Consider the following 20,623-nt stretch of genomic DNA (forward strand, 5'->3'; position numbering starts at 1 on the left):
CCGCAAAAGAAAAAAGCTCCCGAACGTTGCCGTAACGGAAGCCCTTCTCATAGGTTAGCAGCTAGAGAATCGCATTTCCGGGAATCCCTGTCAAGTGTGGGCACCAATCTGGTGAGTGGATTTCTTTTGCCTTCAGCAAGGTGAAGGTGATGGAAACAGGAAGTGTGACGACGCCCTTTGGGCAGCGTCCGATGACGCTTGGCATGCTCGCGAGCCAAAAGGCAGCAAGCGAGCTTCAGGCTGATCAATCGGTCGACAAGTGGAAAATCTACAGGTCCCTGTGTGCAGCCAAGCCCCTGCTTGGAGTGACGGATCGCGCGCTTGCCGTCCTCAATGCACTGCTCAGCTTTTATCCGAAGAACGTCCTGTCGGAGGAAAACGGCCTGGTGGTCTTTCCGTCAAACGAACAGCTTTCGCTGCGCTCACACGGCATGGCGGAGCAGACGATCCGCCGCCACCTGGCGGTCCTGGTCGAAGCGGGGTTGATCATCCGCAAGGATAGCCCAAATGGCAAACGCTATGCCCGCAGGGCGAAAGAGGGTGAGGTCGCAGAGGCATTCGGCTTTTCATTGGCGCCGCTGATCGTGCGCGCCGAGGAGATCGAACGCCTCGCATCGGAAGTGGCGGCCGAGCGGCTACATATGCAGCGACTGCGTGAGCAACTCAGCCTTTGCCGCCGCGATGTGGCCAAGCTCATTGAGACCGCGATGGAGGAGCAGCTGGCAGGAGATTGGGAAACCACGTTCGCCTATTTCAGGGAGCTGGTAGGTTCCATACCACGCACGGCGACGGCCGAGCAGCTTTCAACTGCACTCGAAACGATGGAAACGCTGAGAGACGACATCACTAGCAGACTGGAAACATTACTAAAAGCAAAGAAAACGGACGGCAATCACGATCAAAATGAGCGTCACATACATAATTCAAACCCCGACTCTACTTTTGATCTTGAACCAGCTTTCGAAACGAAGCAGGGGGCAAACTCGGAATTCATGATTGAACCGAAAACCGTGGCGTCGACGCGGAAACAGAAAAGTGACGCTGGACGCATAGCCAGGGTTCAGAGCCAGGCGGCCAACGATCGCCCGGACCTGAAATCCTTCCCCCTCGGGCTGGTCCTCCAGGCTTGCCCCGACATGGTGAGCTACGGCCCGGGTGGTTCGATTGCAAATTGGCGAGAGTTGATGGCGGCTGCGGTCGTTGTGCGGGGAATGCTCGGTGTAAGCGAGTCGGCCTACGAGGAGGCTGCTGCCACGATGGGACCGGAGAACGCCGCCACGGTCATGGCGTGCATCCTCGAACGTGGCGGGCATATCAACTCCGCGGGTGGTTATCTGCGAGACCTGACCCGTCGCGCCGAACGAGGTGAATTCTCGATCGGTCCGATGTTGATGTCGCTGGTGCGAGCACGCGGCGGCGGAACACGGCGGGCGGGATAGCACGTCCATGCAAGCCTGACATTGTTTCGCGGGGGGAGCTGTTTCGGAAAGGGTAGCGGGTGGCGGGGGTAGAAATCCGTTCGAGGCAGAGGATTGGGTCGGTCGGAAACAGTGGCATGGGAGCTGGGAAAAAGTGGGGGTAAGAAATTTTGGGTAAGCAGGTGCCTTTTCTGAAGGGGCATTAGTTGGCGCCGCAATTAAAGATGATCATCTCGGTCGAGCTTGTTGGCATCGACGGCGTGTCGCAGAGTTGCGAAATTGCCAAGGTCGACCGGTCTTTCGGTGGGGCCCGTCTCAACGATTTTGGCCTCTCCCTCGAAGAAGCTAAGGAGATACAGCGGCGCCTACAACAGGAACTGACGCAGTTTCAGACGGATCAAGCCGGCCAGCGAGATCGGAAGAGCCAAGACTGTAACCGCAGTCGGTCGGTGCATGATAGTAGGTACCGTTCGATCCATTCGCTCTTTGGCTCTTGCCAAGTGCGTGTGCCGCGGTGGTGCCGCTGTGCATGGGAAGCGTCGAGACCCTGTTGAATGGCCGAGCTAGCCCCGAGTTGGAGCGCATCCAAGCCGAACTGGGCTCCCGGTTGTCATTTCGAGAAGCAGCCCGTGTACTTGATAAATTTGTGCCGGCCACGCGGCCTCATAATCATCGAACCATGAGCAACCGACTGGGTAAGGTTGCCAATCAGATGGCGCCTATATTCGCGCGGTTCCCGGCTATCAAAGCCGGCATTTCGAGATCGCGATGGGACGCGTTGTCGCGCAAGGCCGAGCACCGCGTCAGTTTGCCGGTGCGCCGAATCACGCATATTCTCGACTGGTTTCATCTATCGATGCGGCTGCGACACATTGAGCAGGCCCTGGAGGACATCAGGCGTCTGCAAAATCTGGATGTCTATCTGCAAAGCGTTGCGGTCCGTGTGCCCAGGTTTCGGCATCTCCTCTGGAGCGGGTATGTCCGAGAGGCAAGCGAAGCCATATGTCCTTCCCGAGAGAGGGGTGACAGTTCATACCGGAGACATGGGTTACACTTTTGGCCTTTGCGAGGAGAGCGAAGGTGCCTTGGCAGGAGTGCAACCGCATGGACGAGCGTCTCAAATTCGTTGCGCGGGTTCTGGATGGCGAGAAGATAGCGGCGCTGTGCCGCGAATTCGGCATCTCCCGCAAGACCGGTCAGCGTGGGGCGATCCGCTTGGCCGCTTAAGATGAACGTGCTTGGGCAGATCGGCACGGGCCAATGCCTTTCCGACACTGTCGTTGCTGATGTCGGCGATTTGCCCCAGACCTTCGAGCAGACCGAGGGCCTGAAGGACGCCAGCATAGATGCCGATGCTGACATTGGTGTCGCCGGCTTCGACTCTTTGCAGGGTTGAGCGGGATGTGAAAGCACGCTGCGCCACGACCGCCATAGGCAGTTTGCGACGGCGGCGGGCGTCGTGGATATCCGCGCCGAGCTTCCGCAGGGCGTGGCGCACGGCCGCTGGAGGGTTATGGGGAGTAGGCATTTGAAACCTTCGCGCTACAAATTAGGAGGATATGTAGCACGAAGATTACAATTTTTGGAGCCGTGATTGGAATCTGTCGTGGCGTTTCCAGGCAGTGGAAAGGGTGAGGTTGGTGGACGTCTCACCCTAATTTACAAACTGCCTGCAAGTTGATCGCCGACCACATAAACCGCTGCATTATCCTACACCTCGCGTAGCCCCTTGTAGGACGCGTGTCTCAGCTTGCCGTCATGCGTCCAGGCGCGATACTCGATTTCGGCAATTAGCGTCGGCTGGACCCATAGGAGGTTCTTTCGAAGCCCGTCCTATTTCACAGGCGGCGTCTTGCGCTTTATGCGATCGAGCGCCTTACGGCGTGATCAAATTGGCATGGTTCGTGATCGTCCTTCATTCGCAGACTGCCGCGCATCGAATGTGCGAAGACCTGGGACGGTGTCGACGGCAAGTGCCCCTGAGAGGAAAAGGGCGACATGCGGCGCAAATCGCCTCGCCGAGTCTAGCGCAGCGTGTCGACCGCCGCCCCGATTGCGATCAGGCCCTTGGCAAGGGCTTCCGGGGAACGCTGGCCGCCAGGCCAGTCGAAGAACTGGATGCCTGCAAATCGCGAAGTTCTGCTTGAGGCAAGCAGAGGAACGCGTCCCTGTCAGGCGAGATTGGGAGGTACGGGCACTCGTCTGGATCCGGAAAAAAATTGAGCAACCGCTTCATGGGCGAGGCAGTTGCCACCCGGCCCTGCCCGTGGTCTCGGGCACTCGTTGGGGCGGAAGTGGCAAGTTCCTTTGTCCTCTGAATGACCGAGCCGTGTCGTCATCGGTTCCGCGCTCCCCGTTTCGTTCCACCAGGCAATGTGGGGCCGGGCTGCGTCCGAGCTTTGCAGCGCGACTGCGACCGAACGGCACAGGCGGATAAACATATATTGCCAATACATCTTATGATGGTTACGTGACCTGTGTCGACGGAACAAATTTTGGAGACCATGATGACGCAAACATTGACCGAGGCCACGAAGGCAATTGTCCGCGCAACAGCGCCTGCCCTCGCAAGTCACGGGACCGAAATCACGGCGGCCATGTATAAGCGGCTGTTTGAGAATGCCGAGGTCCGCAACCTGTTCAACCAGTCGAACCAGGGAGAAGGCGGGCGCCAGACGAAGGCGTTGGCGCAGGCGATCCTCGCTTACGCCCAGAACATTGACAACCTGGCCGTACTCACCTCCGCTGTTGAACGGATCGCCCAAAAACATGTCGGCCTGCACATCCGGCCCGAGCATTATCCCCATGTAGCGACGGCCCTCCTGAATGCGATCAAGGATGTCCTCGGCGAGGCGGCGACGGATGAAATCCTCAATGGATGGGGCGAGGCCTTCTGGTTTCTGGCCAATATTCTGATCGAACGTGAAGGACAGATTTATAATAGTCTTCAAGCGTCCGAAGGCGGCTGGAATGGATGGAGGCAGTTTGCCGTCGTGTCAAAGCGCCGGGAGAGCGACATCATCACATCGTTCGTGCTGCGACCGGTTGATGGCGGGGCGGTGATCAGTCATCGGCCTGGTCAGTATCTGACATTTCGGTTCGATATTCCGGGTCTTCCTCCGCAGCATCGAAACTACAGCATTTCTTCTGCGCCCAATGCCGAGAGCTACCGCATCTCGGTCAAGCGAGAGACGCATGGGCTGGTATCAAGGTTCCTTCATGATCAGGTTGAGGAAGGCGCGGTCATCGAGGTTGCCCCTCCTACGGGAGATTTCCATTTGCCGACTGGGCAGGAAAGGCCCGTCGTGTTGCTGAGCGGCGGTGTCGGTCTGACGCCGATGGTGAGCATGCTGGAGACCATTGCAAACGATGGACGCGACGTTCCCGTGCATTACGTCCATGGTGCCGAGAACGGTCGTGTCCATGCGATGGGATCGCACGTGCGCGATATTGCCAAGGACCGGGAGCATCTCAAGACGACAATTTTCTACGGAAGCCCGCATGCGCAGGATCTGAGGGGCGTTCACTTCGACCACGATGGCCTCATCACGGTTGAATGGCTGGCAAGGAACACGCCGATCGCAGAGGCTGACTTCTATCTCTGCGGCCCGCGGCCATTTCTCGCCGTCTTTGTGAACGGGCTCGCAAAGGCCGGTGTCCCGCAGGATCGTATTCACTACGAGTTCTTCGGTCCGGCCGACGAACTCGCTGCTGCATAGGTTTTCGGAAATGCAAGGCGACCGGCGACGGCCGCCTTGCTATTTGATATACGTTGCCGATATCTTTTGTGCGATTGCGCCGATTTTTCCGGGAGGATCTGGTGATGCGTTTGACCGTTTACTCCGACTACGCGTTGCGGCTCATGATGTATCTTGCGCTCAGGGGAGAGCGGCTGTCGACGATTGCGGAAATCGCCGAAGCTTATGATATTTCAAAGGCGCATCTGATGAAGATCACCCACGAACTCGGGCAAAAGGGCCTGATCGACACTGTACGAGGTCGTCACGGCGGCATGCGGCTCGCACGTGCCGTCGAACAGATCGGCGTCGGTGAGATCGTGCGGGCCTGCGAACCCGACTTTGCGATCGTGCCGTGCATGGAAAATGGTACCGAGATTGTCTGTGTCGTGCAGCCTGCGTGCGTATTGAAGAGGGCGCTCGCTTCGGCGGCTGCGGCATTTCTCGATGTGCTCGACGGCTACACGCTCGCCGACTTGACCCGGCCAGCCGTGCCATTGCGTCGTCTGCTTGCACTGCCGGAGCCGGGCACCCACGCAGGGCATCCGGCATAAAGGAGACGGTAGCGGAGCCGATGGCTTAGGTCGGGCGGGCGTGAATGGGTTCGGCGCGATGCCAGTTCTCCAGAATGCGGCCATCGGTGTGTGTCTGCTTGGCCCAGCGGATGCCGTTTGAGATGACCTTGTGGACGGTCCTGTCGTGGTAGATCGGGTAAGTCTCGTGTCCAGGGCTGAAGAAGAAGATGCGCCCGCGACCGCGCTGGAAGGTACAGCCGCTGCGAAAGACTTCGCCACCTGAATACCAGGAGATGAAGACAAGCTCGTCGGGCTGTGGAATGTCGAAGGGTTCGCCATACATCTCCGAGGCATTGACCTCGAAATAGGGAGGCAGTCCTTCGGCGATCGGGTGCGCGGGATTGACGACCCAGACCCGCTCGAGATCACCTTGCGGCGTTTCGCGCCAGGAGAGATTTGCGTTGGTGCCCATCAGCCGGCGAAACAGCTTGGAATGATGGCCGGAATGCAGGACGAGGAGGCCCATTCCCTTGAGCACCCGCTGCTGCACACGATCGATCAGCCCATCACTCACTTCCTCATGTGCCATATGCCCCCACCACAGCAGGACGTCGGTGTCATTGAGCAGGGAATCCGGTAGACCTTCATGCGGATCGTCGAGTGTGCCGCGGCGGATTTCGAAATCAGGATTGGCGATGCCGGCCGCGATCGCGCCGTCGATGCGATCGGGATAGATGTCCTGGACCTCCTTGTGCAGCTGTTCGTGGCGGCCTTCGTTCCAGATGGTGACCTTGATTGTCATGGTATCCTCGATGTTAGGAAACTTGAGCCGGACGGATGACCCGGCCGGCGGAATCGAACAGGTGGCAGGCGGAAGGATCGGCCGCGAGCGATACGCGGTCGCCCGGTCTGAGCGCGATGTCACCTTCAGCGCGGACAACGATTGACTGTTCCGGTGTGCCGACGGTCATGTAGGTTTCGACGCCGAGACGTTCGACAATCATGACTTCTGCCGAATGATCGCTCTGCTTGCCTGCCGCGATCTTCAGGTGCTCCGGCCGGATGCCGAGGGTTGCCGGACCCTGCGGGACAACCCCGCTGGGGTCGGGCAGATCGAGCGATAGACCGAGCGGGCCCTGGGCATGCAGCATGCCGGCGACCGGCCTCGTGATTGACACCGGAATGGTGTTCATCTTCGGAGAGCCGATGAAGGTGGCGACGAACTCGTTGTCAGGCTGATGGTATAGCGTCATTGGTGCCCCCTGCTGGGCAACCACACCCTTGTTGAGGACGACGATGCGGTCGGCCATGGTCATGGCCTCGACCTGATCATGGGTCACATAGACGACCGTCGCCTTGAGTTCGCGATGCAGGCGTTGCAGTTCGGCTCGCATCTGGACACGCAACGCGGAATCAAGATTGGACAAGGGTTCGTCGAAAAGGATCAGCGACGGTTTCTTGATGATGGCGCGGCCGATGGCGACGCGCTGCCGCTGACCGCCGGACAGGGCGGCCGGGCGACGGTTGAGATAGTCCGTCAGCTGCAGGATTTCGGCGACAGCTTCGACCTGCCGGCGGATTTCCGCTGCCGGTACCTTCTTCAGGCTGAGCGAAAAGCCGATATTCTCGGCAACAGTCATATGCGGATAGAGCGCGTAGGACTGGAAGACCATGGCAATGCCGCGCTTGTCGGGTGGGACATCGTTGATGCGCTTGCCATTGAGAATGAGATCGCCGTCGTCGATTCCCTCAAGTCCGGCGATCATTCGCAGCAGGGTGGATTTGCCGCAGCCCGATGGGCCGACGAATACCGCGAATTCTCCGTCTTCTACGGTGATATCGACACCTTTGATGACCTCCAATGCACCGTAGAATTTGCGAACGTTTCTGAGATTGATCATCGTGGAGCTCTTTCTGGGGTCACCCTTTGACGCCGCCGGCAAATGTCTGCACGAGGAAGCGGCGGGCAAAGCCGAAGGCGATCACGGCGGGCAGGAGATAGATGAAGGCGAGCGCGGCCAGCAGGCCGTAGTCAATCTCATTGATGCGAAGGAATGCGCGGAACAGACCAAGCGGAAGTGTCTGCAATTCCGGTGAAGAGAGAAAGATCAGCGGCAGCAGGAAATCGCCCCAGGCCGACATGAATGCAAAGAGCCCTGCGGCAGCAAGGCCCGGCAGTGCCAGCGGGATGAGCACGCGGCGGATGCGCTGTAGGAGGGTTGCTCCGTCCATCAGTGCCGCCTCCTCATAGTCGCGCGGCAGGCCGTCGAAGAAGGTCTTCATGATCCACAGCGCCAGTGGCAACTGCATTGTCGCAAGAACAAGGATCAGCCCGAGATAGCCGTCGATGAAACCGGTCCAGCGCATGATTGGGCGGGCGTATTCTCCGAAGATCGGTCGCAGGATCGCGCCTTCGGCATTGTTCAAGGTCAGCAGGAACTTGTAGAGCGGAACGACGAGCGCCGTCGGTGGCAGGACGCGGATCAACAAGATGGCGTAAAGGAAGGGCAGCTTCCACCACGCCCTGGTGCGCGAGAGAGCATAGCCACCGAGACCGGCCAGCACCATGACAAGCACAGTTGCGCCGCCGACCACGAAAAGCGAGTTGAACAGCCATTTTGCGCCGTCTTCCTTGGTGAAGACGCGCAGGTAGTTGGCGAAGCTCCATTGCTCGGGCCAGCGAAGGAACAGTTGGGCGTTGCCATCGAAGGATGCGAGAAGCACCCAGAAGAAGGGAACGGCGCAGAAGATCGAGATCAGCGACAGCGTTGCATAGGCAAGCATATCCGACCGGGTCTTGTTGGCATTCTCGCTCGGGGAAATCACAGCCATGTCAAACCTCAACCTTCATGGCCCTGACATAGCCGATGCCAAGGACCAAAGAGATCAGCAGTGCGACGACGGCCACCGCCGCGCCATAGCCGAGCTGGAACGCCGTGAAGGACTGGTTGTAGATGTAGATGCTGATCAGCTCCGTCGCTCCGCCCGGACCGCCACGGGTCAGCGCATAGACGAGACCGAAGACCGCGATGGTCGAAACGGCCGAAATCAGCATGTAGAGCAGGATTGTCGGCATCATCAGAGGCAGCGTGATGCGGCGAAACATCTGCCAAGGGGTTGCGCCATCCATCCTGGCAGCTTCGTAAATCTCGTGAGGGATGGTGCTGAGACCAGCGGTTAAAAGGATCATCGCCGTGGCAATCCCCCGCCAGGTGTTGACGACGATGACCATCGAAAGCGGAAAAACCTGCAGCCAGTCGGCCGGTGTCACACCGAAGAAGCTGACGATCCGACTGAGCGTTGCCTGCTCTCCTCCTGCCAGCATGGAGATCCACATGAAGCCGGCAACCACCTCGGGCGCAGCATTGGGCAGAAGAATGATCGAGGAGAAGAGCCGCCGAAAATGGATGCGGCGACGAAGCGCCATCGCCGAAACCAGACCGAGCACGAACTGGCCGATCACCGCCGAGCCGACGACAAACAAGAAGGTGACAATGAGGGCGTTCCAGAATTTCGCGTCGTTGAACAGCCTCGTATAATTGCGAATGCCGACAAAGCGCGGCCGCAGCGCGGCGGCACCCGTCAAGGCTTCATTGGTGAAGCTCAGGTAGACGGAGTAAAGCGCGGGATAGATCACGAAGGCCAGAAGCAGCGCAAGTGACGGCAACAGGATCAGAAGAAGCTGCCGTTCGGCGCGCTTTTCGTGGGCGTTTCTGGCCATGGAAAGCTCGATAGCTCGTTCGAAAGGAAGTTTGGAGACGCGGGCAGGCCCGCGTCTCCGTCATATCGGTCGGTACGTTCCTACTTACTTTACCGCATCGTCTCCCAGCGTTTCCTTGACGTAGTCGACAAGGATCTTCTGGGCACCGGCAGCGTCGGTTTCCTTGCGCAGCAGCGCTTCGGTGGCGCGCGCGACACCTTCGGAAACCGTGCCGAAGCCGGAAGCCTGTTTGAGGAAAGTGCCATTTTCCGCTGCGGCGTGGATCGCAACAAGCTCGGTCAGCTTCTGGAAGTCGGCATTCTTGGCTGCATCCTTGCTGGACGGGATGTTACCGATGCGGGCGGCATAGGAAACCTGCGTCTCGACCGAACCGATATCCATCAGCGCCTTCTTCGCAAGTTCTACATTGGCCGACTTGGCGTTGACCGCCCATGGAGCTGCGAGGTTGGCAAGAACATACTGGCCGCTCGTTTGTCCCGGGACCGTCCAGGTTCCGACAACCTTTGTGACCTCGGGAATCGGGTTCTTGCTTTCGCGACCCCAGTCGAAGATGTAGCACCAGGAACCACAGGTCGTTGCAGCAAGTTTGCCGGCCGGGAACATCTGGTACTTCGGCACGACCCAGGGCTCCGGTCCAAGCAGCGGCTGCGTCGGCATCAGGTCATTGTCGATCAGTTGCTTGTAGACGTTAAAGACATCCTTGACGCCCTCGCCGTTCAGGTCGAGCTTGCCATCGGCATCGACGAGCTGCGGCGTCTTTGAGCCGACGATGAGGTGCTGGAAACCCTCGTCGAACGCACCACTTCCCCAGGACACGCCAGCCGGAAAGAGCAGGCCGTATGCGCCAGTCTTCTTCTTGATTTCAGCTGCGCGATCGAGAAGGTCCTTCCAGCTCTTCGGCTGTTCCGTCGAAATGCCGGCTTTGTCAAGAACATCCTTGCGATAGTAGATTTCCTGGATGCCAAGCATGAATGGCATCACGTAGGTTTCGCCATCCGGGCTGACTGCCAGCTTCTTGGCGACGTCGTAGAAATTAGCATAGCCGTCCCAGGCCTTGATTTCCTTGGTCACCGGCGCCAGGTAGCCAGCCGCGACCATATCGGCAACGGCGGCCGTCGTCGGGATGGAGAAGAGATCCGGCGCGTTGCCGGCGCCAAGTTCGGTCAAAAGCTTCGTCAGGTAGTCCTTGTCAGGGGCCGGGTATTCGATGACCTCGACGGTGACGCCATACTTCTTCTCGATCTGCTCGACCGTCGACTTCATGGCGTCGATGCCAGCCTGACCGTGATTGGCAATTCGGATTGTTTCGGCATGTGCCAGCGTCGAAACGGCGCTGAGCAGAATGGCGCACAGGCCACCAATGACCGTCTTCTTCAACGGAAGTCCTCCCTTTTGGTACGCGGCGCCCTCCAGCACCACTGCGAAAATGTACACGCATTCCCATCGCTGGCAAGACGGTTTTTGCGTAGCTTCGGCCATTGAAGTTAAGATATTGAATCAACATGATTTAATAAGCCTTGTTTCAATGTTTGGTTTGTGTAACCGTATACACACTGAACTTGGGAGGGTCTTCATGTCACGGAAATTGCGGCTTGGCGTCATCGGCGCAGGCCTGAAAGCGGCTGAGTACGCGGCGAGCTGGGCGCGCATGTCCGAGATCGAATTTGTTGCGCTTGCCGATACGGTCCCTTCCTCCCGCCAGCGTCTGATTGACGTCTGCATTGCCGCTGGGGCATCGACGCCTGAGAGTTTCGAGGATTATCGCGAGATGCTGGCTTCCTGCCGGGACGAGCTGGACATCATCTACGTTTCCACGCCGCATGCATTTCACGGCGAGCAGGCAACGGCTGTCGCGCAAGCCGGGCTCGACCTCTTCCTTGAAAAGCCGATGGTAACAACGGTTGCAGAAGCTGAGCGACTGATTGCGGCCCAGAAGAAAAGCGGAGTAACGATCGTAACAGCGTTTCAGGGGGGGCTTTCGCCCCTGGTGATCGATACCCGCAAACGGGCGATTGCCGGCGAATTCGGCGATCTGATCGCGATATCGGGAATGATCTGGGAAAGCTGGTCCGACAACTATGAGGGCCATTGGAAGCAGCAGCCGAAGATCTCGGGCGGCGGCTTCATGTTCGACACTGGCGCGCACATGATGAACACCGTTTGCCTCCTCGCCAATTCCGATTTCGAGAGCGTCTCGGCCTACATGAACAATCGTGGCAAGGAGGTCGACATCGCGACAGCGGTTTCGGCGCGCCTCAAGAATGGTGCGCTGGCCACTCTGACGGCGGCCGGAGAAGGTCCTCCTGGCTGCGCCTCCCACATCACCTTCTTCTATTCGAAGGCGATTGTTCGCATCGACGCCTGGGGCGGATGGCGCGAGATCACCCACGGGCGAACCAGTGGGCCGCGCGAGGAAGCGGAAATTCTTGGCAATCCGATGAAAAACTTCCTCGCCATTCGCGAAGGGACGATGGAAAATACTGGCTCCGTCGAGATGGGCCTGCGATTCGCGAGGCTCTGGGATGCAATCAAGGAATCGGCCGCGGCAGACGGGACACCTGTCAGGATAGCCGCGCCATAGGCGTGTGGAATGTCTCAATGAACAAGCGGCGGATCACCTCGAGGGAACTGGCGAAGCTCGCCGGGGTATCCTCCGCCACGATCTCGCGCGCTTTTTCTCCCGATTCCAGGATCGGAAACGCGACCCGTGACCGCATCCTGGCGGTCGCTCGCGAGTATGGCTACCAGCCGAATGCAATCGCCCGCTCGCTCAACAATCAGCGTTCACGGCTGGTGGCACTGGTGGTCAACGCGATCGGAAATCCGTGTGAAGCCGAGGAGCAGCAGCTTCTCGTTCATCGTCTGCAGGACCGCCAGCTTCTACCGATCATCCTGTGCTGTGCCGACCACGACGACAGGCTGCAACTCATGCGGCTCGCCTCCACCTATCAGGTGGATCACGTCGTCGTCTTCTCCGACATGGTGTCGATGCAGGACGCAGTTGACATCTTCCACACCACGAAGCCGATCATGGTTTCCTTCGAGCCGCTCGAGAACGAAAAAGTCTCAAGCGTCCGGATCGACGGATCGGTGGCCGCCGACGAGATCATCGACAAGATCGTGGCCGACGGCAAGAAGCGGTTCGCCTATCTCTCGGGTACGAAATCGAGCTGGATCGACAAGCTCCGCCGCAAATGGTTTGTTGATGCGCTTACCAAGCGCGGGCTGACCCTTCACGCGGAAGCCTTCGGCGACTACAGCTACGATTCCGGTTTCAAGGAAGCGGTGCTGCTTCTTCACCGCTCCAAGGTGGACGCAATCATCTGCGGCAATGACGTTATGGCGATTGGTGCTCGCGATGCCGCCCGCCGTGTGCTTGGCAAGAGCACACCGGATGATATCGCCATCGTCGGTCAGGACGGCATCGCCATGGCGGCGTGGGACTGCAATGACTTGACGACGCTAAGTCTCGACCATGTCGCCTTCATCGATGCGGTTGTAGACCTTATCGAGCGCCACGATGCCGAACTCGAGGGCCCCCACAGCATCACCCTCACCTGCACCGCTCGCTGGGGTTCGACGGCGTGAAGCGCCCTGCGCGCGGGTGGCCGAAAGACGAGATTGAAGCCTACCGGGCCTGACGGGATCTCGCGATCACAAGGTCTTCTGCCTCTTCATGGCTCATACTGAGCACTGTCTTGCCGGTTTCGAAGCTGAAGCCATTGCGCCCAAACGCCGCCATTTCCCTGGCGCTGCGCTCCCGATCCGCGTCGCCACGACGAAATGGTCCGAAGGCGCGCTTGCGCGCAAAGACCACTGCTGCCAGCAATTCATCGGCCTCATCAAGCGCGGCCGTGATGATTTCTCGATCGACGCCCTTTTGTGAAAGGGTCTGAGCGATACGCCGCTTCGACCTGCCGCTGCGAACGGCGGAGCGTGTGCTGACCTCCGCATAGGTGGTGTCGTTCAAGCCGCCGTTCTCATGGGCGAACGCAACGGCTGAATCCGCAACCGCCCTGAGCTGCATCTCGGTGATGTTCTCGAATTTCTGTTTCGTCTTCCTGATGATGGCATCGAACAGCTGTCTTTCGGTCATCATTCGCCGCTCAAGCCGATAGATGGTCGAGTTTCGGGCCCAGCTCAGCATCCGCGCACTCGGAACGTCGGGGCGTGCTTCATCGTCGCTCACGATTCAGTCGCGCCCCTGTTGCTTACCTGCGAGAGAAGCCAGGTCGTGAACGCAACGCCGAGGGCGTGTTCGCGTTTACCGTCTGGCATGACGACATAATAGCTGTTTTCCGTCGACATCGGCCGGTCAAAGACGATCTGCAGCCTTCCAGCGCTCAACTCTTGCTCGATCAGATAGAGCGGTAGAAGCGCAAACCCCATCGCCATCGTTGCCGCCTCGATGATCATCGAAAACTGGTCGAAGCGATTGCCGCGATAAGAAGGATCTGCGTCGACGTTGCAGAGTTCGAACCATTGGCGCCAGAGCCGCGGGCGTGTGGCCAGATGCAGCAGGGGTCCGCGCATGAGGTCGGCCGGGGTTCTGACTGGATCCGCTTGTAAAAGGGTCGGGCTGGCAACGGGAACGATCTTCTCGTCGCAAAGGAAGGTGCAGGTCGCCCGCGCCCAGATCGGCTGGCCGTAGTGAATGGCGAGATCGAAGCTTTCCTGATCGAAATCGAAAGGTTCCGAGCGCGATGCTATGTCAACGAGCGAGCCGGGATGGGCAGAAAGGAAGTCTGGCAGTCGAGGCGTCAGCCAACGACTGCCGAACGTCGGCAAGGTCGCAATCGAAAGCGTTGCAGTCGCATCGGCGCCCGATGCTGCACGGATCATCATCTCTTCTGTCTGATGGAGGAGCCGCCTTGCCTCAGGCAGCAGCCGTTTGCCGGCTTCCGACAGGATCGCCCGCTGGCGGACACGTTCGAAGAGAAGGACCCCCAACTGGGTTTCCAGGTCCTTGATCTGGCGGCTGATGGCGCTCTGCGTCAGATGAAGTTCAAGAGCGGCGCGCGTGAAATTGCCGTGGCGAGCGGCAGATTCAAATGATTGCAGCGTTGTCAGGTCGGGCGTCAGCTTCCGAGGCAAGGTCATTCCGAAACCGCATCATCTAAGCTTCATTTATCGTTATTCATCTACTCTACGCGCGATATGATCGCAATCCAGAATGAACTCTTCCAACTGGCGCGTGAGATAAAATATGTTGACCAGAAGTTTCGTCTCCTCCTGCAGCATCCGTTCTGCATTCTCTGCGGCAATGTCGGCCATGTATCGCACCGAGGTACCCGCTTACGGCACGCTGATGGACATTGTTGCAAGAGTGAATGCGGCCACGCTTGCCGCCGATCCAGCCCTTAAGCAAAGGTTGGAACAAACGGATTCCCTCGAACGTGTTTCCGAAGAGCGCCACGGCGCCATCCGCCTCGGAACCGCTGCAGAACTTGCGATGATGAGACGCGTCTTTGCCGTCATGGGCATGTTCCCGGTCGGCTATTACGATCTCAGCGAGGCTGGCGTACCGGTCCATTCCACCGCTTTCCGCCCGGTCGGCGATGTAGCGCTGAAGCGCAACCCTTTCCGTGTCTTCACCTCGCTGCTGCGCCTCGATCTGATTGCCGACGAAGAATTGCGCGCCGAAGCCGAGGCGATCCTTAAGGAGCGTCAGATCTTCACTGCTGGCGCCATCGAACTGACCGAGAGGGCCGAGCGCGAAGGCGGTCTCGACGACGACGATGCCAAGCGCTTCGTTGCGGAAGTGCTGGAGACTTTCCGCTGGCATCATCAGGCGAATGTTGATCTCGCCATGTACAAGCGCTTGCATGATGCGCACCGGCTGATAGCCGACGTCGTTTCCTTCAAGGGTCCGCATATCAATCACCTGACCCCGCGTACGCTCGATATCGACGAGGTGCAGCGGCTGATGCCGGAATATGGAATTGCGCCGAAGGCAGTGGTCGAAGGTCCACCGAGCCGTCGTTGCGCGATCCTGCTGCGGCAGACGTCGTTCAAGGCACTCGAGGAAGCCGTCTCTTTCAAGGATGCTGGCGGAAACTGGCAGCAGGGCACGCATACCGCGCGTTTTGGGGAGATTGAGAGCCGCGGCATCGCCCTCACGCCGAAGGGCCGCGCCCTCTACGACAAGCTCCTGGCGGATTCGCGCAAGGTCGTGCGCCCGGCGGCCGACGGCTCGAACGCGGCCGCTTACGAAATAGCACTCGCCGAGGCTTTCGCGCCTTTCCCCGACAGCTTTGCCGAAATTCGCAACCAGGGTCTTGGCTACTTCAGCTACTCGCTCACGCCGAAGGGCCAAAGCGCGATCGCCTCGGCTGATGCCAGTGTCGATCAACTTGTGGCGGAAGGCCTCATCTGCTTCGACCCGATTGTTTACGAAGACTTTCTGCCCGTCAGCGCGGCGGGCATCTTCCAGTCCAACCTCGGGGACGAGGCCGCGCAGGAGTTCACTGCAAGCCCCAATCAGCAGCGCTTCGAGCGGGATCTCGGTGCCCCGGTTCTCAACGAATTCGATCACTACGCCGACATCGAAGCGCAATCAATCGCCGAATGCCGGGCCCTTCTGACTTCAGCGCAGGCGGCCGAGTAGGGCAGCAGACCGAACCGACACCCCTCAAAACATCAAAGAGTTCCCAAATGACCATCGCAGCAAGAACAGTGAATGTGACCCATGAAGCCGTCGCGCTTCTCGACAAGATCGGCGTCGACAAGGCGCTTTACACCGGCGGCGACCTGGCCTCCTACAGCCCGGTCACGGGCGAGCAGCTGGCGGCCCTGAAGACAGACAGCCGGGAAGCGGCGGCTGCCAAGATAGACAAGGCTGCGCGTGCATTCCAGAGCTGGCGCCTTGTCCCGGCGCCCAAGCGCGGTGAGCTTGTCCGCCTCCTCGGCGAGGAGCTGCGTGCCGTCAAGACGGAGCTTGGCCGGCTGGTCTCGATCGAAGCCGGGAAGATTCCGTCCGAAGGCCTTGGTGAAGTCCAGGAGATGATCGACATCTGCGATTTCGCGGTCGGTCTATCCCGCCAGCTCTACGGTCTGACAATCGCAACCGAACGGCCGGGGCATCGAATGATGGAAACCTGGCATCCCCTCGGTGTTGTCGGTGTCATCTCTGCCTTCAACTTTCCTGTCGCAGTCTGGGCCTGGAACGCGGCTCTGGCGCTGGTCTGCGGCAACGCGGTCGTCTGGAAGCCTTCCGAAAAGACGCCGCTGACCGCACTTGCCTCGCAAGCCATCCTGCAGCGCGCCATTGCCCGCTTCGGTGATGCGCCAGAAGGTCTGAGCGAAGTGCTGATCGGCGACCGTGCGATCGGCGAGGTCCTGGTCGACCACCCGAAGGTGCCGGTGGTTTCGGCGACGGGTTCCACGCGCATGGGACGGGAAGTCGGTCCTCGACTTGCTCGCCGCTTTGCCCGTTCGATCCTGGAACTCGGCGGCAACAATGCCGGCATTGTCTGCCCGTCTGCCGATCTCGACATGGCGCTGCGCGCAATTGCCTTCGGGGCAATGGGCACGGCCGGCCAGCGCTGCACGACACTTCGCCGCCTGTTCGTCCACGAGAGTGTTTATGATCAACTCGTACCGCGCCTGAAAAAGGCCTATGCCAATGTCTCTGTCGGCAATCCGCTCGAAAGCACGGCCCCGGTCGGTCCCCTGATCGACAAGCTTGCCTTCGACAATATGCAGAAGGCGATCGGCGAGGCGAAAGCCCATGGTGGCACGGTCAACGGCGGTGAGCGTGTCGCGATGCCCCACGACAAGGCCTATTACGTCAAGCCGGCGCTGGTGGAAATGCCGTCGCAGGTCGGACCGGTGCTGGAAGAGACCTTCGCGCCGATCCTCTACGTGATGAAATACTCCGACTTCGACAGGGTCATCGAAGACCACAATGCCGTCGGCGCTGGGCTTTCCTCGTCGATCTTCACGCTGGACCTGCGTGAAGCGGAGCGCTTCCTGTCAGCCGATGGATCCGATTGCGGTATTGCAAACGTCAACATCGGAACATCAGGCGCTGAAATCGGTGGCGCATTCGGTGGCGAGAAGGAGACCGGTGGTGGCCGCGAGTCGGGATCGGATGCGTGGAAGGCCTACATGCGCCGTGCAACCAACACGATCAACTATTCGAAGGCTCTGCCGCTGGCGCAGGGCGTTTCCTTCGAGATCGAATAGGTGTTGCCATGACGATCGATGTGAAGATTGAAGAGGCGGGCTTTCGTCCCGCCTCGAGGATCTCTGCCATAGGCGTCTCGGAGATCCTGCAGATCGGGGCGCGCGCCGCTGCCATGAAACGGGACGGCAAGCCGGTCATCATCCTTGGAGCCGGTGAGCCTGATTTTGAAACGCCAGACCATGTCAAGCAGGCGGCATGGGACGCAATGCAGCGCGGCGACACAAAATACACGGCGCTCGACGGCACGCCGGCGTTGAAGGAAGCAATCCGCACCAAGTTTCAGCGCGAGAACGACGTTTCCTTCGAGGTTGGCGAGATAACCGTTGCCACCGGCGCCAAGCAGATCCTCTTCAACGCGATGATGGCAACCGTCGATCCCGGCGACGAGATTATCATTCCCACGCCCTACTGGACGTCCTATTCCGATATCGTTCAGATCTGCGAAGGCAAGCCGGTGCTTGTCCCATGCGATGCGCAGAGCGGCTTCCGGCTGAGCGCTGAAAAACTCGAAGCGGCGATCACGCCGCGGACGCGTTGGCTGCTGCTGAATTCGCCGTCCAATCCGTCCGGTGCGGCCTATAGCGCCGAGGACTATCGCCCGTTGCTGGATGTACTGCTCAGGCATCCGCATGTCTGGTTGATGGTCGACGATATGTATGAGCACATCGTCTATGACGATTTTCGGTTCGTCACGCCGTTGCAGCTGGAGCCGCGCCTGCGTGAGCGCACGCTGACGATCAACGGCGTCTCCAAGGCCTATGCCATGACCGGGTGGCGTATCGGCTATGCAGGTGGCCCGAAGGCGCTTATCAAGGCTATGGCCGTGGTGCAGAGCCAGGCAACGTCCTGCCCATCTTCGATCAGCCAGGCTGCCGCCGTTGCCGCACTCAACGGGCCGCAGGATTTTCTTGCCGAGCGAACGCAGAGCTTCAAGCGGCGCCGCGATCTCGTCGTTTCCGGTCTGAACGCAATTGATGGTCTCGATTGCCGCGTTCCCGAGGGCGCCTTTTACACCTTCTCCGGATGTGGCGGCATTCTCGGCCGGACTGCCCCAGGCGGCCGCAAGATCACGTCGGACGGCGAGTTTTGCGCCTATCTGCTCGAGGAGGCGAATGTCGCTGTCGTTCCGGGCTCGGCCTTCGGCCTGTCGCCGTACTTCAGGATCTCCTACGCTTCAGCGGAAGCGGACCTGAAGGAAGCCCTGGAGCGAATCGCAGCGGCTTGCAGGCGGCTCGGCTGATTCGCCACAAGGCAAAGGGAATTGAGTTTGGCTTTCGTTGCCAGGCAGACAACAACGCAAAAGCGCCCGGATCATCTCCGGGCGCTTTTTCCTGTCCATTTTGATCGGACGATCAGCCGGCGATCTTTTCGCCGTACGCCTTCTGCGCATAGTGGTGGCCGAAGCGGCTGTCGAGGAATGCGTCGAGACCAATATCTTCCTGGCGGATGAAACCCTTGCCAGGCAACTCACCCTTGGCCAGCATGTCGAGCACTGCGCAGATGCTGCAGGCGGTGGTGATCTGGATCGCACTCATCATGCGGCCGGCGACAACAGCGCTGTAGACCTTGTTGGCATAGGTTTCCTGCACGAGACGGCCGTTCTTCCAACCGGACACAGTGACGAAGACGATGACGACGTCCTGCATCGTGGACGGCAAGGCGTGCTCGAGGATGTCCTTGAGAACTTCGCGGCGATGACGCAGGCCGAGGTCGCTCAGCAGTGCCTTCATGATCGCGGCGTGGCCGGGATAGCGGATCGTACGATAGTTCAGCGTGCGAACCTTGCCCTTCAGCGTCTCACACAGTGTGCCGAGACCGCCGGAGGTATTGAAGGCCTCATAGGTCACGCCGTCGAGGGAGAACTCTTCCCGCTCTTCCAGAGCCGGCACTTCGATGAGCTGGCCGTCGACGATCGCCTCGCAGGGCTCGATGTACTCGTTGATGACGCCGTCGGTGCTCCAGGTCAGGTTGTAGTTCAAGGCATTCGAGGGATACTGCGGCAAGGCGCCGACGCGCATGCGAACACTGTCGAGCTTGTCGAAGCGGCTCGCAAGATCGTTGGCGACGATCGAGATGAAGCCCGGTGCCAGGCCGCATTGCGGTATGAACGCGGTGGATGCACCGGCGGCAATGGCCTTGACGCGGCGGGTGGATTCGACGTCTTCGGTCAGATCGAGGTAGTGCACGCCGGCCTCGGCCGCAGCCTCGGCGATGGCAATCGTCAGATGGAACGGGGCGGCGCTCAGCACGGCAAACTTGCCGGAAAGGAGTTTGACCAAGGCTGCGTGGTCGGCAATGTCCACTTCCGCCAGGCTGAGCGCGGCGTTGGCCTCCATGTGATCCAGCTGTTGCTTGCTGCGGTCGGCAAGCGTGACGTGGTAGTCGCCGGAATGGATGAGAAGACGGGCGATCGTCGAGCCGATCTTGCCAGCGCCGATGACGACAATGTTTTTCATATGCGTTCCCTCATATTGGTTCGAGAAATCTTTATGCCCCCTTTATTCCTGTCGGTTTGGTTGATTCACAGCGCGAGAATGATAAAATCGACTGGAATTCTTTGGCATATTGCCGCCAGGATTGATCAATATGACGATGAGTGACAAGGATCGGCAGCTTCTGTCGATTCTCAGCGAAAACGCCCGGATGCCGACCGCGATGCTGGCCCGCAAGCTCGGGCTGTCGCGCACAACAGTGCAGGCCAAGATCGAGCGCCTGGAGCGCGACGGCGTCATAGCAGGCTATGGCGTGCGGCTATCGGATAACTTCGAGAGCGGTCAGATCAAGGCCCACGTGCTGATCACCCTTGCGGCCAAGGCGCTCGGACGCGTGACGCAGGAGCTGCAGGCAATTGCGGACGTCCGCTCGGTCTATTCGGTCAGCGGCAGTTTCGACATGATCGCAATCGTTGCCGCCGGATCGATCAGCGAGCTCGATACCGCCATCGACAAGATTGGCGATATTGACGGCGTCGAAAAAACGCTCTCTTCGATCATCCTGTCGACGCGCATCAACCGCTAGAGGCACCTGCATCTCGCGCGCAGGAA

Annotated in this window: 17 protein-coding genes and 4 pseudogenes; 11 read left to right on the top strand and 10 right to left on the bottom strand. The window is 59.5% G+C overall.

The genetic code is table 11. The annotated features are described in order from the left end of the window. Positions 1-149: 149 nt before the first annotated feature. From repC to AS026_RS42265, 3 genes and pseudogenes are all read left to right on the top strand, one after another. Positions 150-1,439, top strand: a complete 1,290-nt coding sequence (gene repC / locus AS026_RS09045; protein ID WP_062369452.1) for a plasmid replication protein RepC — start codon at positions 150-152, stop codon at positions 1,437-1,439. A gap of 185 nt (positions 1,440-1,624) precedes the next feature. Beyond that, positions 1,625-2,421, top strand: a pseudogene (locus AS026_RS39550) (hypothetical protein); the annotation flags it as partial. Between the two features lie 77 nt (positions 2,422-2,498). After that, positions 2,499-2,621, top strand: a pseudogene (locus AS026_RS42265) (helix-turn-helix domain-containing protein); the annotation flags it as partial. 4 nt (positions 2,622-2,625) lie between these two features. On the opposite strand, the pseudogene AS026_RS39560 reads toward AS026_RS42265, so the two are convergent. Both AS026_RS39560 and AS026_RS39565 read right to left on the bottom strand, forming a co-directional pair. Then, positions 2,626-2,946, bottom strand: a pseudogene (locus AS026_RS39560) (helix-turn-helix domain-containing protein); the annotation flags it as partial. 182 nt (positions 2,947-3,128) lie between these two features. Then, a pseudogene (locus AS026_RS39565) lies at positions 3,129-3,299 on the bottom strand (ATP dependent DNA ligase); the annotation flags it as partial. A 623-nt stretch (positions 3,300-3,922) separates the two neighbouring features. Here AS026_RS39565 and hmpA point away from each other — a divergent pair. Together hmpA and AS026_RS09055 are read left to right on the top strand one after the other, a co-directional pair. Beyond that, complete coding sequence (hmpA, locus tag AS026_RS09050; RefSeq protein WP_483431332.1) at positions 3,923-5,137, top strand: NO-inducible flavohemoprotein; 1,215 nt, start codon at positions 3,923-3,925, stop codon at positions 5,135-5,137. A 104-nt stretch (positions 5,138-5,241) separates the two neighbouring features. Continuing rightward, entirely contained in the window at positions 5,242-5,709 is a 468-nt protein-coding gene (locus AS026_RS09055) for an RrF2 family transcriptional regulator (RefSeq protein ID WP_062369454.1), read from the top strand. 25 nt (positions 5,710-5,734) lie between these two features. Here the strand turns inward: AS026_RS09055 and AS026_RS09060 are convergent, their stop codons facing one another. The 5 genes from AS026_RS09060 to AS026_RS09080 form a co-directional block, all read right to left on the bottom strand. Next, the gene (locus tag AS026_RS09060; protein WP_062369455.1) at positions 5,735-6,472 is read right to left on the bottom strand and encodes a ThuA domain-containing protein; all 738 of its coding nucleotides are present in this window, start codon (positions 6,470-6,472) and stop codon (positions 5,735-5,737) included. Positions 6,473-6,485: 13 nt separating this feature from the next. Further along, on the bottom strand, positions 6,486-7,571 hold the full coding sequence (locus AS026_RS09065) for an ABC transporter ATP-binding protein (protein ID WP_062369456.1): 1,086 nt from the start codon (positions 7,569-7,571) through the stop codon (positions 6,486-6,488). A 19-nt stretch (positions 7,572-7,590) separates the two neighbouring features. Then, entirely contained in the window at positions 7,591-8,502 is a 912-nt protein-coding gene (locus tag AS026_RS09070) for a carbohydrate ABC transporter permease (protein WP_062369457.1), read from the bottom strand. 1 nt (position 8,503) lies between these two features. Next, positions 8,504-9,391, bottom strand: a complete 888-nt coding sequence (locus AS026_RS09075; protein ID WP_062369458.1) for a carbohydrate ABC transporter permease — start codon at positions 9,389-9,391, stop codon at positions 8,504-8,506. A gap of 84 nt (positions 9,392-9,475) precedes the next feature. Then, complete coding sequence (locus tag AS026_RS09080) at positions 9,476-10,768, bottom strand: ABC transporter substrate-binding protein (RefSeq protein ID WP_062369459.1); 1,293 nt, start codon at positions 10,766-10,768, stop codon at positions 9,476-9,478. A 196-nt stretch (positions 10,769-10,964) separates the two neighbouring features. Between AS026_RS09080 and AS026_RS09085 the strand changes: the two genes are divergently transcribed. Together AS026_RS09085 and AS026_RS09090 are read left to right on the top strand one after the other, a co-directional pair. Then, entirely contained in the window at positions 10,965-11,972 is a 1,008-nt protein-coding gene (locus AS026_RS09085; protein ID WP_062369460.1) for a Gfo/Idh/MocA family protein, read from the top strand. A gap of 17 nt (positions 11,973-11,989) precedes the next feature. After that, on the top strand, positions 11,990-12,979 hold the full coding sequence (locus AS026_RS09090) for a LacI family DNA-binding transcriptional regulator (RefSeq protein ID WP_062369461.1): 990 nt from the start codon (positions 11,990-11,992) through the stop codon (positions 12,977-12,979). 40 nt (positions 12,980-13,019) lie between these two features. On the opposite strand, the gene recX is transcribed toward AS026_RS09090, so the two are convergent. After that, positions 13,020-13,580 (bottom strand): recombination regulator RecX, encoded by a 561-nt coding sequence (gene recX / locus AS026_RS09095; RefSeq protein ID WP_062369462.1) that lies wholly within the window; start codon positions 13,578-13,580, stop codon positions 13,020-13,022. After that, on the bottom strand, positions 13,577-14,491 hold the full coding sequence (locus AS026_RS09100) for a LysR family transcriptional regulator (protein WP_062369463.1): 915 nt from the start codon (positions 14,489-14,491) through the stop codon (positions 13,577-13,579). Before AS026_RS09100 ends, recX begins: the two co-directional genes overlap by 4 nt. Positions 14,492-14,597: 106 nt before the next feature. On the opposite strand from AS026_RS09100, the gene hglS reads away from it, so the two are divergent. Genes hglS through AS026_RS09115 form a run of 3 tightly spaced genes read left to right on the top strand, consistent with a single transcriptional unit; the run spans position 14,598 to position 18,819 of the window. Continuing rightward, positions 14,598-15,998: a 2-oxoadipate dioxygenase/decarboxylase HglS gene (gene hglS, locus AS026_RS09105; RefSeq protein ID WP_062369464.1), complete on the top strand. Its 1,401-nt coding sequence runs from the start codon at positions 14,598-14,600 to the stop codon at positions 15,996-15,998. 47 nt (positions 15,999-16,045) lie between these two features. After that, complete coding sequence (gene amaB / locus AS026_RS09110; RefSeq protein WP_062369465.1) at positions 16,046-17,578, top strand: L-piperidine-6-carboxylate dehydrogenase; 1,533 nt, start codon at positions 16,046-16,048, stop codon at positions 17,576-17,578. An 8-nt stretch (positions 17,579-17,586) separates the two neighbouring features. Next, positions 17,587-18,819, top strand: coding sequence for a pyridoxal phosphate-dependent aminotransferase (locus AS026_RS09115; protein WP_062369466.1), 1,233 nt, complete (start codon positions 17,587-17,589; stop codon positions 18,817-18,819). A gap of 112 nt (positions 18,820-18,931) precedes the next feature. Here the strand turns inward: AS026_RS09115 and AS026_RS09120 are convergent, their stop codons facing one another. Further along, entirely contained in the window at positions 18,932-20,035 is a 1,104-nt protein-coding gene (locus AS026_RS09120; protein ID WP_062369467.1) for a saccharopine dehydrogenase family protein, read from the bottom strand. 130 nt (positions 20,036-20,165) lie between these two features. Between AS026_RS09120 and AS026_RS09125 the strand changes: the two genes are divergently transcribed. Continuing rightward, entirely contained in the window at positions 20,166-20,597 is a 432-nt protein-coding gene (locus AS026_RS09125; protein ID WP_062369468.1) for an Lrp/AsnC family transcriptional regulator, read from the top strand. Positions 20,598-20,623 lie beyond the last annotated feature (26 nt).

Source organism: Rhizobium altiplani, assembly GCF_001542405.1.
Taxonomy (GTDB): Bacteria; Pseudomonadota; Alphaproteobacteria; order Rhizobiales; family Rhizobiaceae; genus Rhizobium; species Rhizobium altiplani.